The organism is Parvibaculum sp. MBR-TMA-1.3b-4.2 (assembly GCF_053628815.1).
The window spans coordinates 1,388,517-1,402,530 of sequence record NZ_JBRJHC010000001.1 but is presented as its reverse complement, the minus strand read 5'-3'; the positions used below and the strand labels follow the sequence as shown (position 1 = coordinate 1,402,530).

Genomic DNA, 14,014 nt, shown 5'->3' with positions numbered 1-14,014 from the left:
TGGCAATTGTATGCAATCGAGCCCCGGGGGGCTCTTGGTTCAGTTGTGCGTGCGAAGTGCGGCAAACGATCTCGCCAGGGCGAGCTGCGCGTTCCGGAAGGGCGTGTCGCGATTAGTCGTTGCCACTAGTCCGTACAGTAACAGTTTGGAGTAGAGCAACATGACGAATAGTAAAGCGTGGGCCTGCCGGCTTGCTTTGCTCATGGGGACGGCGTCGGTGCTTGTGCTGGCGAGCGCGGGAGCGAGAGCAGAGGAAACGGCGGCGGAGACGGACGAAGCCGTCGCAACCCTGGATGATACGCAAGGCGGCGCGGAATACGGCGAAGTCGTCGTGACCGCGGACAAGCGCGAAGTTTCGCTTCAAAAGGCGCCGGCCGCCATTACCGCCTTGCCGGCGGAAGCGCTCGAACAGGCGAATATCAAGAGTGCGGTCGATTTGAATGGCGTCGTGCCCGGCTTGACCGTGACGCCGAATGAAGGCTGGTCGCGCGTGGTGGCCATTCGCGGCGTCGGATACGAGACGGCGCAGAACTCGATTGCCCAGCCTTCGGTCGCCTTCCATGTCGACGGGATCTATATCGTCAATCCAGTTGCGCTTCAGCAGAGCTTTCTCGACGTCGATCGTGTCGAAGTGCAGCGCGGTCCGCAGGGAACCGTTTACGGCCAGAACTCGGTGGGCGGCACACTGAATGTCGTCACCAACAAGCCCAACCTTTACGATTACAGCGGTAATCTGAGCGCGGCTTATGGCACCTACAACCTCACCGACACGATTGCGACCTTCAATGTGCCGTTGGTTGAAGGCGAGCTTGCCGTCAGGGGCACCTTCGAGCACATGCAGCATGACGGTTTTGCCGAGTCGGTCGCGCTGAGCGGTTACGACCTCGACGACGCCAACAATACGACCGGTCGTGCGGAAGTTCTCTGGTCGCCCAACGATCGTTTCTCGGCCACATTCCTTTCGCAGATCTACGATTCCAATACGAATGACGCTGCGCTGAAGAACATTCTCGATCCCGAGCCGGATCCCCGCAAGCTGACGCAGGATTATCCCGGCTGGATGAAGACGCGCCAGTATATCGAAGCGCTGACGCTGAATTATGATTTCGACTGGGCGTCGCTGAAGTCGATCACGAGCTATCAGAATGCCGCATGGCACGCCGCTTTCGACAATGACCGGCTCGATCTCGCTCACTACCCGACCGGGCACGACATCATGCCGTTCACGGGACAGACCAATGTGAGCTGGACCCAGGAAGTCAATCTGACCTCGCCGACCTCGGCCGACACGTCTCTCGACTGGATCGTCGGTGCCTTCTATCTCTACACGTCCAACAAGTCGCGCGTCGTGGAGTACTACAACACGGCTCCCAACCAGCCGACGCCCGACATCACCGAGATGCCGCCCGGCGGATTGCCGTCGAACTGGGGGTATGGCGTACAGGCCGTCACGACCCGGAGGTCATATTCGGGATACGGTCAGGGGACCTATCACTTCACGGATGCGCTGCGGTTCACGGCGGGCGCACGTTTCACGCATGACGAAGTGGAAGGCTGGTCGCTCTCCAATTTCGGTGCTTACGGCCCGGCATCGACCGCGAGCACGGTCGGCAACGAGCTTACCGGCAAGGTGGCGCTGGAATACGACCTGACCGACGACAATATGCTCTATGCGAGCTGGTCGCGCGGTTTCAAGCCGGGCGGTACCAACCTCAACTCGAACCCGACGCTTGTCGAGAAGACGTTCGAGTCGGAAACGGTCGACTCCATTGAGGTCGGGTCGAAGAACAGGTTCTTCGGCAACGCGCTGACGGCGAACTTTGCCGCCTTCCACTATGACTACAAGAACTTTCAGTTCATCAGCGACGACCCGGTGCCCTATCAAGGCGGCGTTGCGAACATTCCGAAGTCCGAAGTATATGGCGCGGAAGCCGAATTCGGTGCGCGTCTGCCCTACAATCTCCGTCTCGACGGCAACGCGACGGTGCTCCACAGCGAAGTCACATCGGACTTCTACACGCTGGACAGCGTGGCGGCCAACAATGCGGCGGCGACCTCCGGCTGTTCCCCCTTCGACTATTCTTGTCTGACCTACTACCGCGGTCTTGCGATCAAGAACATCAAGGGTAACGAACTTCCCAAGACGCCGTCCTTCGCGGGCTCTCTGGCGTTGACGCACACCTATGGCTTCAACGATGGCGGCACCTTCACCTCCCGCGTCCAGTATGTCTACCAGGGTGACTTCATCTACCGCGTCTTCAACAGCAGTAGCCTGGACAGCATCGACGGCTATGGGTTGTGGAACCTCTACTTCGACTATATGCCGCCGGCCGGCGACTGGAAGTTCTCGCTGACGGCGACGAATGTCTTCGACAATGATGCAGTCGTCTCCCGCTTCACCAATTCCTTCGGTATCGGGACGACGGCCAGTCAATACGTACCTCCGCGTCAGGTGATTGCTCGCGTGAGCTATTCGTTCTGATGCGTCAGGGCCGCCGCGTATGCCATTGTAGAGTACGGCATGCGCGGCGGTTGTCGCCGCCATGAAACGGTGATTGGAAAGATGAGGGAGCGTGATGAAATGTCAGGTTCGATGATCGGTATACGTGGATTCATTATGCTCGCGGCGATGGCCGTTTTCGTCGCGTCGTCGTCGGCCGGCGCGGCCGACCGGATTCGACTCGGCCTGAGCTGGCTTCCCCAGGCGGAATATGGCGGTTTCTACCAGGCCAAGGCTGACGGGATTTACGAACGCTACGGGCTCGACGTCGAAATCGATCCGGGCAGTCCGCAGAAAAATCTAGGTCAGCTGCTGGCTGCGGGGGCCTATGACGTGGTGCTGGGCAACTCCTCCATTGTCTTCAATGCGAATGCCGTGGGGTTGGAGTTTGTCACCGCCGCAGCCTTCTTCCAGAAGGAGCCGACCATTCTGTTCGCGCATGACGACCCGGAGATCGAAACCATTGCGGACCTGAAAGGGCATCCGGCTGCGATCACCAATCTGAGCGTTATGTCCTTCTGGCCGACATTGAAGAAGAAATACGGTTTCACCGACGATCAGATCAGGCCGTATCCCTATAGCTATGCCTTCTTCCTTTCCAATGAGAAGGCCATTCAGCAGGGGTTTTTGACGAACGATGTCGGGCAGTTGAAGCGTGAGGGGATCGAGGTCAAGACGTTCCTGCTGGCCGACAACGGATACAATCCCTACGGCAACACTGTCATCGCCACGCACAAATTCGCCGAAGAGAACGCCGATGTGCTGCAAAGGTTCATCACGGCGACAAGCGAGGGGTGGAAAGAGTTCTTTCACGGGGATTCGTCCGGGGCCGAAGCGCTGATCCTGGCCGGCAATCAGGACTACACGCCCGAGACCTTCGAGGATGCAAAGCAGGCGATCCTGGAAAGCGGAATAGTTGAAGGTGGAGATGCCGAAACCGGTGGCATCGGCACGATGACGAATGCGCGCTGGAAGGAGTTCTTTCAGACCGAGGTCGAAGCGGGAAACATCCCGGACTCCTTCGACTACAAAAGCGCCTACACGCTGGACTTCGTTCACCCCGACAAGCTGACGAAGCCCTGAAGGTAAACCCGGGTCTTGTTTCTATAAGTTGAGGTAGAGTTATGCATGAAGATTTCAGGGCCGCCCTTGGCGACATTCCCGTCATCGACGATGAGGTGGGGATCAAGAGGAAGAGCCGGGACTTTTTCTGGTACAGCCCCATTCTCTTCGAGCAGCTGCGCGACAAGACCGCGGAACTCGTGGTTTGCCCGCGAGACGAAAAGGACGTCATCACGGTGGCGTCCGCCTGTGCGCGTTTCGGGGTGCCGTTGACGCCGCGTGGCGGCGGCACGGGCAATTACGGTCAGTCCATGCCGTTCGAAGGCGGCATCGTGCTCGACATGATGGGGCTCGATCAGCTGCAATGGGTGAAAGACGGCGTCGCGCGCGTTCAGGCGGGCAAGCTTCTTTATGACCTCGACCAGGAATTATGGGCCCAGGGCAAGGAACTGCGTATGTTCCCATCCACCAAGAAGACGGCGACGATCGGCGGGCACATCTGTGGTGGCGCGGGCGGTCTCGGATCGCTGACCTGGGGTTTCCTTGACGATCGCGGCAATGTTGTGGGTGCCCGCATTGTGACGCTGGAAGAGGAGCCGCGCATCATCGAGCTGCGTGGCAATGACACCGATCTCATCAATCGCAGCTTCGGGACGACGGGCATCGTGGTGGAGCTGGAACTGCCGGTAGAAAACCGCACGCATTGGCGCGACATGATCGTCGCATTCGACGACTTCATATCCGCCGTTCAATTTGCACAAGAGTTCACGGCGAGCCCGGGAATCGCCAAGTATGCATGCGCCGTGGTCGATTCAACGATTACGCCCTATTTCGTCCACTTCGCCAAAGTCATTCCCGAGGGAAAGCCCGTCGTCCTTCTGATGGTCGCCCCCTCCGGCGTCATCCCGACCGCCGAGATTGCCGCCGGGCATGGCGGTACGATCGTCTATGAGGAAGACATGGCGGAGGGAGAAAGCAATCCCGCCAAAGAGCCCGTCTACGAATATTGCTGGAACCACACCACGCTTCAGGTGCTGAAGCATGATCGCAGCGTGACCTATATCCAGACGGTCTTCCCTTCTGAAACCATGTACCGGGATATCGAAGCCTTGCGTGAGCTTTTCGGAGATGAAGTGCTGTGGCATCTCGAATTCATTCGAGCCGGCTCCGACATCGCATGCACCGGCGCGTCGGTGGTACGCTACACCACGGCGGATCGGTTGGAAGAGGTCATGTCGCTCCACGAAAAGCAGGGCGTTACCGTCGTCAATCCGCATGTTTCCAATCTGGAAGATGGCGCGCGCGACGTCGTGTCGTATCGCGACCGGGCGGAATTCAAACTTGGCATCGATCCTTACGGTCTTCTCAATCCCGGCAAGATGCGCGACTACACGCCGGCCAAGATTCGCCAGGCGGGGTGATGCTGTCGATGACGGTTCCCAAGGATATGCAGGCCCCGCAAGTGGATATCTCGACGATTCCCATGGAGGCGCATGAGCGCTACATGCGCCTCGCCATTGAGGAAGGCATGCGCAATCCGATGTGGCCTTTCGGTGCGGTCATCGTCGATCCGGCAAGCGACCGCACCGTTGCGACGGGCGCCAATGAAGCAACCGACAATCCGATTTTTCACGGCGAAATCGTTGCTTTGAACAACTTCGTGCGGGCGCATGGCGCTGATAGCCGAAAGAACGAAATCGGTAATATCGAACTGAGCGACAAGGTTCTTTACAGCACGGCGGAACCTTGTCCGATGTGTATGTCGGCTTTGATCTGGGCGGGGATCGGCGGCGTCGTATTCGGCATCGGGATCCATCGGCTGAGAGAACTCGGTATGGACCAGATCATGATCGAGGCATCGCAAATATGCGCGCACGCTCCTTTCTATGGCGGGAAGGTTTTGGGCGGCGTGCTTATCGGTGACAATGACGATCTGTTCGCACACAGGCCGACAAGTATATGAGGGTGAAACGGTCGAAAGACGGTGGATGCGAGCTTCGCCGGACAGCGCGGCGGCGGGGGTCAGTCTTTCCGCCACTGTGCCAGGTCGGGGCTGTCGGTGTCGTAGCGGATCGCCTGCAGGTCGAGCCCTTCGCCATCCGTCATCATGACGGTATAGGCCTTCGCGGCGGCAAGCTCCGCCGGTCCGAATTTGGTAGACCATCCGAGCTGGTCGAGCATGGCGCCGGCGCCGTCGACATCTTCGCTGAGAAAGGCAATGTGCAGGAAGCGGGGCGCCTTGTCGTCGACGGATTCGACGATCTCGATTTTCATGCCCGTGCCGTCGCCGAGCATGGCGAGGCGTTGCCCGCTCCCCGTCTTGCCGTGGCGAATAACCCGCAGGGCCCCGGTGCCGGTCAATTGGTTGATGCGCCCGTCGAAATCTTCGACGGCGATGGCGATGTGATCGATCTTTCCGAATTGCATGGCTCACTCCAACAGGGTTTTCTCGTGTGTCGTGAGGGAATATAGCATATTATTCGTATAATGATGATCTTAGGGAAGCGCGAGACAGCACGTTTTCGGAATTGAGCCGCTTGGTCGGAGATCCGTGTCGAGGTGTCTAAGGAGGTCCGTTGTGTTCGTAGTTGAGGGGGAGCTTGCTCTGGATGCTGTTGCGTTTAAGGTGTGACATACGGAGGTCGGTGAGGGGCTTATCGTATGAAGGTTTGTGGCGACAAGACCGATTAGTGCCCTGTGCGGCCGTTTCTGAGGTGATTTCAGGAGCAGGTTGTGAAGAAAGAGCGGTCAACGAAAGAAGCCACGATGCCTACTGAAAACGATGTTTTGCGCGTCGATTACGGTGGGCTTATCGCGCTGCCTCTGGATGGGGGTAAGAAGCGGCCTGCGAAGACGCGCGCCGAGGAACTCCGTCTTTGTATATCCGACGAAATTACCAGCGGCCGGATGCCGCCTGGAACCAGGCTCGACGAAATCCAACTGGCGGAGCGGTTCAATGTTTCCCGCACGCCGGTGCGCGAGGCATTGAAGCAGCTCAATTCCATCGGGCTTGTCGAGCGCGGTGCGCGGCGGACGATGACTGTCGCGGAAGTGTCCCCCGATCAGCTCTCCAGCCTGTTCGAGTTGATGGGTGAGTTGGAGGTATCTTGCGCGCGGCTGGCGAGCATCAAGATGACGAGCGAGGAGCGGGCGCTGCTGGAGAAGCAGCACGATGTGTGCCGCCAGCTCATGCGTGATGGAGATGCTGACGGCTATGCCAAGGCCAATGCCGTTTTTCACAGCATCATCTATTCGGGAAGCCACAACGCTTATCTCGCCGACGCCGCACATCTCGTCCGGGTGCGTCTGTCGCCTTTCCGAAGGGCGCAGTTTCAGACCCCGGAGCGCATGGCGCGTTCCTGCGAGGAGCATGAGTACATAATCCGCGCCATTTTGCGCGGCGACCAGATGACGGTGATGAACGTCATGCGCGATCATATCGCGGCGGCTCAGGGGGCTTATGTCGCCTTCGCTGCGAATGTGAAACCGGCATCCGAGTAGCCGTCCGCCTGGATCGTTCCGTCCTCTTGGGCCGTCGGCCATCCATATCAGCGATTTTCGGCCGGGTGTCTGCATTGTCCTGCGGCACGGGGCTGTTCGTCCCCCGTCATCGGGTGAGGGATGCTCCCCTTGCATCCATTTGATGCATAATATTTATGCAGGAAATCTCAAACTGCATACAAAATGTCGTCTCGGCAGTATCTCCGCGGTCTCACCCCGAAAAGTCGCGTTGAAAAAGCCCGGAACTCCGCCGTTTTCTGATCATCCTCCGGTCGAGGGGAAATGGCATGGGGCTTGCTATATGTACATCAACAGAAAATAGAGCGCGGCGGGACCCAATTTTACTGCATAGCGTCCCATGTCCGCGAAGTTGATAAATAAATGATGCCTTGTTGCTGAGATGTGCCAAGAAATCGGTGTGCATTCGGCAGTTCGGCTGGCTTCGGGTGACGTGCAGGCCCGAAGTAACGCAGGGGTCGTCTTTACATGTCGCTCGATCGGTATCTCGATGACGCTGCCGCCATGATCGGCCTGGAGATTCCGTCCGAATATCGCGACGAGGTTCTCGTGAATCTGGAGCGGATACAGGCGATCGCGGCGCTTCTGCTGGATTGTCCTCCGGCCGCGCAATGCGACGAGGCAGCTTCCGTCTTTTGCCCGGGTGATGTCGAATGACTGTGGGTGATATGACTGCGAGCGAAATGGCGGCGGCCGTCCGAAGCGGCGGAATTTCGGCCGTGGAAATCCTGAACGCCTCTTGCGAGCGGATCGGGCGGGTGGACGGCATCGTCAATGCGTTCTCGGACCTGACGTCGGAGCGGGCGGCGCGCGAAGCGGAAGGCGTCGATGCCGCTATCACGGCGGGGCGGGACCCGGGGCCGCTCGCCGGTGTGCCTTTCGCCGTCAAAAACCTTTTCGATATCGAAGGCCTGCCGACACGCGCCGGCTCGAAGATCAATCGGGATCGTCCTCCGGCTGAAGGGGATGCGTTGCTGATCCGTCGGCTTCGCGCAGCGGGCGCCGTTTTGCTCGGCGGGCTGAATATGGGCGAATACGCCTATGACTTCACGGGCGAGAACGCGCATGACGGCCCCAGCCGGAATCCGCATGACACTGCACATATGACGGGTGGATCGTCTGGTGGTAGCGGTGCGGCCGTTGCCGCCGGTATGGTGCCGCTCGCGCTCGGGTCGGACACGAACGGCTCCATCCGTGTGCCCTCGGCGCTGTGCGGCGTCTTCGGGTTGAAGCCGACCTATGGCCGGCTGCCGCGAACGGGGACCTTCCCCTTTTGCGATAGCCTGGACCATGTCGGGCCGATGGCGAGAAGCGCAAGCGATCTGGCGCTTTCCTTCGATGCGATGCAGGGATACGAAGCAAGCGATCCGGTCTGCGCAAAAAAACCGACGCGGCAAACGGTTTCATCATTGAGTGAAGGCGCGAACGGCCTTCGCATTGCTGTCGCAGGCGACTATTTTGCAAGTGGCGGCGCATCGGAGGCGCATGAAGCGGTCGTTCGTGCCGCGCGCGCCCTCTCTGTCCGCCGCGAAGTTGTATTGCCTGAAGCCGCGCGAGCGCGGGCGGCCGCGTTCGTCATGACGGCGAGTGAAGGCGGTTCGCTGCATCTGGACCGGTTGCGGACACGCGCCGCTGATTTCGATCCGGATACGCGCTATCGTTTCCTGGCAGGCGCGGTATTGCCCGCGCACTGGTATGTCGCCGCGCAGCGTTTCCGCCGCTGGTTTCACGAGCAATGTCTGAAACTCTTTCGTGAGGTCGACGTCATCCTCGCGCCGGCGACGCCCTGTCCGGCACCGGAGCGGGGAGAAAAATGGCTGACCGTCGGAGATCGGACGCTGCCTTTGCGCCCCAATCTCGGTGTCTTCACTCAACCGCTTTCATTTGCGGGGCTTCCCGTTGTCGTCGCGCCGCTGCATGGCGTGGCGCGGCTGCCGCTGGGCGTGCAGGTCGTTGCTGCGCCCTGGCGTGAGGATATGGCGCTGCGTGTCGCCGCGGAACTGGAACGTCTGGGGATTGCATCGGCTCCCGTCGCGGCTTCGCTCGAGTCGGCAATAGGTGTTGAGGAGACGTCCCGCAATGGATGACTTGAAGCCGATAGATGGTGCGCCGGACGCAGCGCTTCCCCTCATCGACATTTCGATGTGGAGGTCGAAGGACCCCGAGTTCCGACGCAGGATTGCGCGGCAGGTTGATGAGGCATGCCGGGAAATCGGGTTCCTTGTCATAAAGGGGCATGGTGTTCCGGCGGAAACGATCGGGCGACTGGAACGGGTCGTGCGTAACTTCTTCTCCCTGCCGGTCGAGGAAAAGCAGGCCGTCTCCTCGCAGAACCCGGAGGTCTATCGCGGTTACACGAGGATTGACTCCGCTGCGCTCGCGCGCGCCTTTAATGATGAAAAGGCCGTGCCGGATTTTCGGGAGACATTCACCGCCGGGCCTGAGGTCGCGGACAAGAACAACCCCTACTTCTTCTCCGAAGCCGGTCGTGATTTCTTTGCTGCCAACATATGGCCCGACAGGATCGAAGGCTTCCGCCCCGCCTGGGAAGATTATTACGGCGAAATGGAAAGGCTGGCCGCGGAGTTGATGTGCATTTTTGCGGTCGCGCTGGGTCTGGAAGAATCCTTCTTTGCAGACAAGATCGACCGTCACATCAGCAACATGCTGGTGTCGAACTATCCCCAACCAACCACCCGATCAATGGCGAATGAGGTCCGGGCTGGTGCGCATACGGACTATGGAAGTCTCACCATCTTGCATGCCGAAGACAGGCCCGGCGGGCTGCAGGTGCTCGGCACCGACGGCGCTTGGAAAAACGTCCGGATCATCCCCGACGCCTTTGTCGTCAATATTGGCGACCTGATGGCCCGATGGACGAATGACCGCTGGGTTTCGACCATCCATCGAGTCGTGAACCCACCGGCAGACAAGGTTGACGGTAGCGACCGGCTGTCGATCGCGTTCTTTCATCAGCCAAATTATGACGCAGTCGTTGAATGCCTGCCGAGTTGTCGTGGCGCCGAGGGGTTGTTCTATGAACCGGTGAGTTCCGGAGAGCACTTGGAGATCAAGCTGCGGCAGATACAGGCGCGGTGATCCTTGGGGCCGCATAGCAAGGAGTTGATTATTTGAGTTCGCTGGACTTTCGGGAAGGCCATCCGGGATCGAGCCGCGTTGTTGGACTGGCGATTGTGCTGGGGCTGCATGTCGTGCTGCTGGCGGCGCTTGTCTTCGGGCTGGGCAGCAAGGATGAGGAAGAAGCGCAGGTGCCGCTTCAGGTGACGCTCCTGGAAGAGGAAAGCGCGCCGGAGCCGCCCGCGCCTGAGACGCCGCCCCCGCCGCCGGATCTGGCGCCGCCGGAGCCTGCCTATATACCGCCGCCGGAGATCAAGCTCGAAACGCCGCCGCCCGCGCCCAAGGCCATCCAGGCGGTGCAGGAGACGAAGCCGGAGCCGCAGCCCGTGAAGCGTCAGCAGAAGCCGGCAGTGACGGGTCCCCGGGCCGACCCGAGCCACGGCAATACGCAGCCGCCTTATCCCGCCGCCTCGCGGCGCATGGGCGAAGAGGGGCGCGTCGTACTGGAGCTTTATGTGGACGAAACCGGCGATGTGACGAAGGGCAGGATCGCGCAGTCGAGCGGCTTTCCCCGTCTCGACAAGACGGCCCTCATTCACGCCAAGCGCAAATGGCACTTCCTGCCGGCGATGCAGAACGGCAAGCCGGTGGGCCATTGGATCAAGTTTGCCGTCGCATTCAAGCTGACGGATTGACGAGAGTGTGAAGCCGCGCCGTCGAGGTGCGCAAGCGTAGACGAGTTAAAGGACCTGATGAGATGAATACGCGGTTTGTTTTGACGATCCCTTCCCTGAAAGCACTCGCTGTCGCCGCGACGCTCGGGGCGGGCCTGCTGATCTCGCCCGCCCTCCATGCGCAGGAGGCGGCGGCGCCCGCGGCGGAAGACGCTGCACCGGCGGACGACCCGGTGCCCGCGGCGGACGACCAGGCGCCTGCGACTGATGAAGCGGGCCTACCGGAACCGGGTGACCTGCCCGCCGGCGAAGACGCCATGGCGGCGGAAGAGGGCGAAGTTCCCGCCGAAGGGCCGATGGCCGATGTGGCCATGGATGAAGAACCGGCCAATCCCTACGGGCTGAGCGCGCTCTGGAACCAGGGCGACTTCGTGTCCAAGGGCACGCTGCTCATTCTCGCGCTGATGTCGATGGGATCCTGGTACATCCTCATCACAAAGCTCTTCGAACAGCGCCGTCTGTTCGATCAGTTCAACCGGGTGATCAAGCTCTTCGCGCCGACCTCCACGCTGAAGGAAGGCATCGCCGCCCTGCCGGAGCGAAACTCCTTCCGCTCCATCGCGATGGAAGGCGAAGAAGCGGTGGAACAATATGACAAGGGCCTGTCGGGCGAGGTGACGCTGGCCGACTGGTCGGCCGCCGCGCTCAATCGTGGCGTGGAAACGCTGACGCAGAAGCTGCAGGGCGGTCTCGCCTTCCTGGCCACCGTCGGCTCCACCGCGCCCTTTGTCGGTCTCTTCGGCACGGTGTGGGGCATCTACCACGCGCTGGTGGCGATCGGCATGTCGGGACAGGCCTCGATCGACAAGGTGGCGGGCCCGGTGGGCGAGGCGCTCATCATGACGGCCATCGGCCTTGCCGTCGCCGTGCCCGCGGTGCTCGGCTACAACCTGCTGATGCGCCGCAACAAGGGCGTCACCTCCCGCGCGAAGCGCTTTGCCACGGAAGTCCATCTGCGCATTCTCACCGGCCGTCGGGCCTGATGTCGTCATCGGAATGGAGGTGATGTCATGGCAATGAATGTCGGTAGCGAAGATGGCGACGAGGAAGTGATCTCGGCGATCAACACCACGCCGCTGGTGGATGTGATGCTGGTGCTTCTCATCATCTTCCTGATCACCATCCCCGTGGCGATCCAGACGGTGCCGGTGAACCTGCCGGTGGCCGACAGCGAAGCGAACCACACCAAGCCTGAGAACATCACCGTCGCGGTGGATGCGGACGGCAACTACTACTGGAACGCGTCCGCGGTGCCGGACAGGCAGGCGCTTCTGGACAAGCTGAAGGAGGTGTCGGCGATGACCCCGCAGCCGGAGATCCAGGTGCGCGGCGATGCGGAGGTCCGCTTCGAGGCGATCGGGCGGCTGATCGTGGCCGCGCAGCGCGCAGGCATCCGCAAGGTCGGCTTCATCACGGAGCCCACCCCGCCCAATGGTGCATGAGGAGTAAGTCGACATGGCAATGAATGTGGGCACGGAAGGCGGCGACGACGAACCGATGGTGGAGATGAACACCACGCCGCTGATCGACGTGTTGCTTGTTCTTCTCGTGATGCTCATCATCACCATTCCGCTGCAGACCCAGGCTGTGAAGCTGGACATGCCGCAGATGACGGTGAGCGACGAGCGTCCCGATCCCGTCGTCGTGGATCTCGAAGTCGACTTCGACGGCACGGTGTTCTGGAACGGCAACGCCGTCCCGACCACGGTGGACCTTGAAGACAAGTTCACCGAGATCGCCGGGATGCAGCCGCAGCCGGAAGTGCATCTGCGGCCCAACCGGCTCGTCAAATACGACTATGTCGCCAAGGTGCTGTCCGCTGCGCAACGCCTCGGCGTCACCAAAATCGGCTTCGTCGGTAATGAACAATATATGGATTGAGCAAGGCAGACACCGACGGCGGGCATGGGAATTGTATTCGCCATAGCGTTTTTCAGGAGCGAGGTCCCGCTGGACGGTCCCGATCCGCCCCTGGGCATCACTTTCCCTGAAAACTCAGCAACTACGCGCCCACTGGAGCATTCACCGAGATGGCGGCCTTCATGATCTGGGCTACCTGTCCGCGGAGCCATTGATGGCCGGGATCGTCGTCCATGGATTTCGACCAGAAGAGCGCACCGTGAACTTCCGGAAGCTCGAACGGGAAGTGAAGCTGTGTGATCGCATATTCCTGCTGCTGGCGACGGAAGTCGTGGCCGCCCATGATCGCCACATTGTCCGTCATCTCGATGATGGCGGGAATGGTGATCGTGTCGGGCATGATGCAGCTGACCTTGCGCTGGATGCCGCGCTTTGAGAATTCAGCTTCGACAATTGGTCTGATGGCAGGGGCCACGCCGGTCGTCACGAATTTGAGTGACGCCAGATCGTTGTCATCAAGTTGCTTTCCCGCCACTGGATGACCCATACGCGCAGCGAAGACGAGCTTGTCGCCATACAGGACCTCCATGGAAATGTCCTCATCATTTCCGTGCATATGCGCAGGCAGGATGGTGAGGTCTATACCACCCCGTCGAATGTCGTCGATCGTTCGCGACGGACTTTTTATGTCCTGCTGAAAATCGAGCACGATATTCGGTGCCTCGCGCTCCACCACATTGGCGAGTGCCGGAATGAGCATGAGCCGCATGTGATCGTTGATGCCGAGGCTGAAGGTCCGCTCCGATGTCTTCGGATCGAAATCCCTCATCGTTGAAAACCCGATTTCCACAGCGTTGAGCGCATGGCTGATGGGTACGGCCAACGCATTCGCGGCGCGCGTCGGCAGCATGGCGTTCGCGGAGCGGTAAAAGAGCTGGTCGTCGGTGAAATTCCTCAACCTCGAAAGAGCATTGCTGACCGTCGGCTGCGACATGTTCAGCTTGCGCGCCGCGCCGCTGATACTTCTCTCGCGATAGATTGCGTCGAAGATGAGCAGGAGATTGAGGTCGAGTTGTCGGATATTCATTTCGGCACCTTATGCCTGACGCCTTTTTGGCCTTCGCTCGCCGGGAAGACGCTACAAAATTCCCGGATCGAATACTTCATATTCGGAAATAAAATAGTGCCTGGGTGGCGACGGTATGTTGTTGATTTTGCTCGTTATTTCCAATCTTCAGTCCTGATCACGTAACCAGCTCCT

Annotated in this window: 14 protein-coding genes; 12 read left to right on the top strand and 2 right to left on the bottom strand. The window is 60.0% G+C overall.

The window, feature by feature from the left end; translation table 11 throughout:
• The first annotated feature begins 160 nt into the window (after positions 1 to 160).
• The 4 genes from ACSSVQ_RS06785 to ACSSVQ_RS06770 all read left to right on the top strand — a co-directional run bounded on the left by ACSSVQ_RS06785 (position 161) and on the right by ACSSVQ_RS06770 (position 5,525).
• A complete protein-coding gene (locus ACSSVQ_RS06785) occupies positions 161 to 2,482 on the top strand; it encodes a TonB-dependent receptor (RefSeq protein ID WP_454181723.1) in 2,322 nt (773 codons plus the stop codon).
• A gap of 99 nt (positions 2,483 to 2,581) precedes the next feature.
• Positions 2,582 to 3,583 carry an ABC transporter substrate-binding protein gene (locus tag ACSSVQ_RS06780; protein ID WP_454181721.1) on the top strand — a complete coding sequence of 334 codons (1,002 nt, stop codon included), beginning with the start codon at positions 2,582 to 2,584 and terminating at the stop codon, positions 3,581 to 3,583.
• 41 nt (positions 3,584 to 3,624) lie between these two features.
• Positions 3,625 to 4,983 carry an FAD-binding oxidoreductase gene (locus tag ACSSVQ_RS06775; RefSeq protein ID WP_454181720.1) on the top strand — a complete coding sequence of 453 codons (1,359 nt, stop codon included), beginning with the start codon at positions 3,625 to 3,627 and terminating at the stop codon, positions 4,981 to 4,983.
• Positions 4,984 to 4,991: 8 nt separating this feature from the next.
• Positions 4,992 to 5,525: a nucleoside deaminase gene (locus ACSSVQ_RS06770; protein WP_454181718.1), complete on the top strand. Its 534-nt coding sequence runs from the start codon at positions 4,992 to 4,994 to the stop codon at positions 5,523 to 5,525.
• A 59-nt stretch (positions 5,526 to 5,584) separates the two neighbouring features.
• Here ACSSVQ_RS06770 and ACSSVQ_RS06765 read toward each other — a convergent pair whose 3' ends face one another.
• Positions 5,585 to 5,989 carry a VOC family protein gene (locus ACSSVQ_RS06765; RefSeq protein ID WP_454181716.1) on the bottom strand — a complete coding sequence of 135 codons (405 nt, stop codon included), beginning with the start codon at positions 5,987 to 5,989 and terminating at the stop codon, positions 5,585 to 5,587.
• Between the two features lie 339 nt (positions 5,990 to 6,328).
• On the opposite strand from ACSSVQ_RS06765, the gene ACSSVQ_RS06760 reads away from it, so the two are divergent.
• From ACSSVQ_RS06760 to ACSSVQ_RS06725, 8 genes are all read left to right on the top strand, one after another.
• The gene (locus tag ACSSVQ_RS06760; RefSeq protein WP_293328999.1) at positions 6,329 to 7,063 is read left to right on the top strand and encodes a GntR family transcriptional regulator; all 735 of its coding nucleotides are present in this window, start codon (positions 6,329 to 6,331) and stop codon (positions 7,061 to 7,063) included.
• Positions 7,064 to 7,549: 486 nt separating this feature from the next.
• Positions 7,550 to 7,738, top strand: a complete 189-nt coding sequence (locus ACSSVQ_RS06755; RefSeq protein ID WP_454181714.1) for a DUF4089 domain-containing protein — start codon at positions 7,550 to 7,552, stop codon at positions 7,736 to 7,738.
• A complete protein-coding gene (locus ACSSVQ_RS06750; RefSeq protein ID WP_454181712.1) occupies positions 7,735 to 9,168 on the top strand; it encodes an AtzE family amidohydrolase in 1,434 nt (477 codons plus the stop codon). The genes ACSSVQ_RS06755 and ACSSVQ_RS06750 overlap by 4 nt, the downstream gene beginning before the upstream one ends.
• Positions 9,161 to 10,180, top strand: a complete 1,020-nt coding sequence (locus ACSSVQ_RS06745) for an isopenicillin N synthase family dioxygenase (RefSeq protein ID WP_454181710.1) — start codon at positions 9,161 to 9,163, stop codon at positions 10,178 to 10,180. Before ACSSVQ_RS06750 ends, ACSSVQ_RS06745 begins: the two co-directional genes overlap by 8 nt.
• 32 nt (positions 10,181 to 10,212) lie before the next feature.
• Complete coding sequence (locus ACSSVQ_RS06740) at positions 10,213 to 10,854, top strand: energy transducer TonB (RefSeq protein WP_454181621.1); 642 nt, start codon at positions 10,213 to 10,215, stop codon at positions 10,852 to 10,854.
• Between the two features lie 80 nt (positions 10,855 to 10,934).
• Positions 10,935 to 11,876 carry a MotA/TolQ/ExbB proton channel family protein gene (locus tag ACSSVQ_RS06735; protein ID WP_454181620.1) on the top strand — a complete coding sequence of 314 codons (942 nt, stop codon included), beginning with the start codon at positions 10,935 to 10,937 and terminating at the stop codon, positions 11,874 to 11,876.
• Positions 11,877 to 11,903: 27 nt separating this feature from the next.
• The gene (locus ACSSVQ_RS06730) at positions 11,904 to 12,335 is read left to right on the top strand and encodes an ExbD/TolR family protein (protein WP_454181618.1); all 432 of its coding nucleotides are present in this window, start codon (positions 11,904 to 11,906) and stop codon (positions 12,333 to 12,335) included.
• A 13-nt stretch (positions 12,336 to 12,348) separates the two neighbouring features.
• Positions 12,349 to 12,774, top strand: coding sequence for an ExbD/TolR family protein (locus tag ACSSVQ_RS06725; protein WP_339614568.1), 426 nt, complete (start codon positions 12,349 to 12,351; stop codon positions 12,772 to 12,774).
• 121 nt (positions 12,775 to 12,895) lie between these two features.
• On the opposite strand, the gene ACSSVQ_RS06720 is transcribed toward ACSSVQ_RS06725, so the two are convergent.
• Positions 12,896 to 13,840, bottom strand: a complete 945-nt coding sequence (locus ACSSVQ_RS06720) for a LysR family transcriptional regulator (protein ID WP_454181708.1) — start codon at positions 13,838 to 13,840, stop codon at positions 12,896 to 12,898.
• Positions 13,841 to 14,014 lie beyond the last annotated feature (174 nt).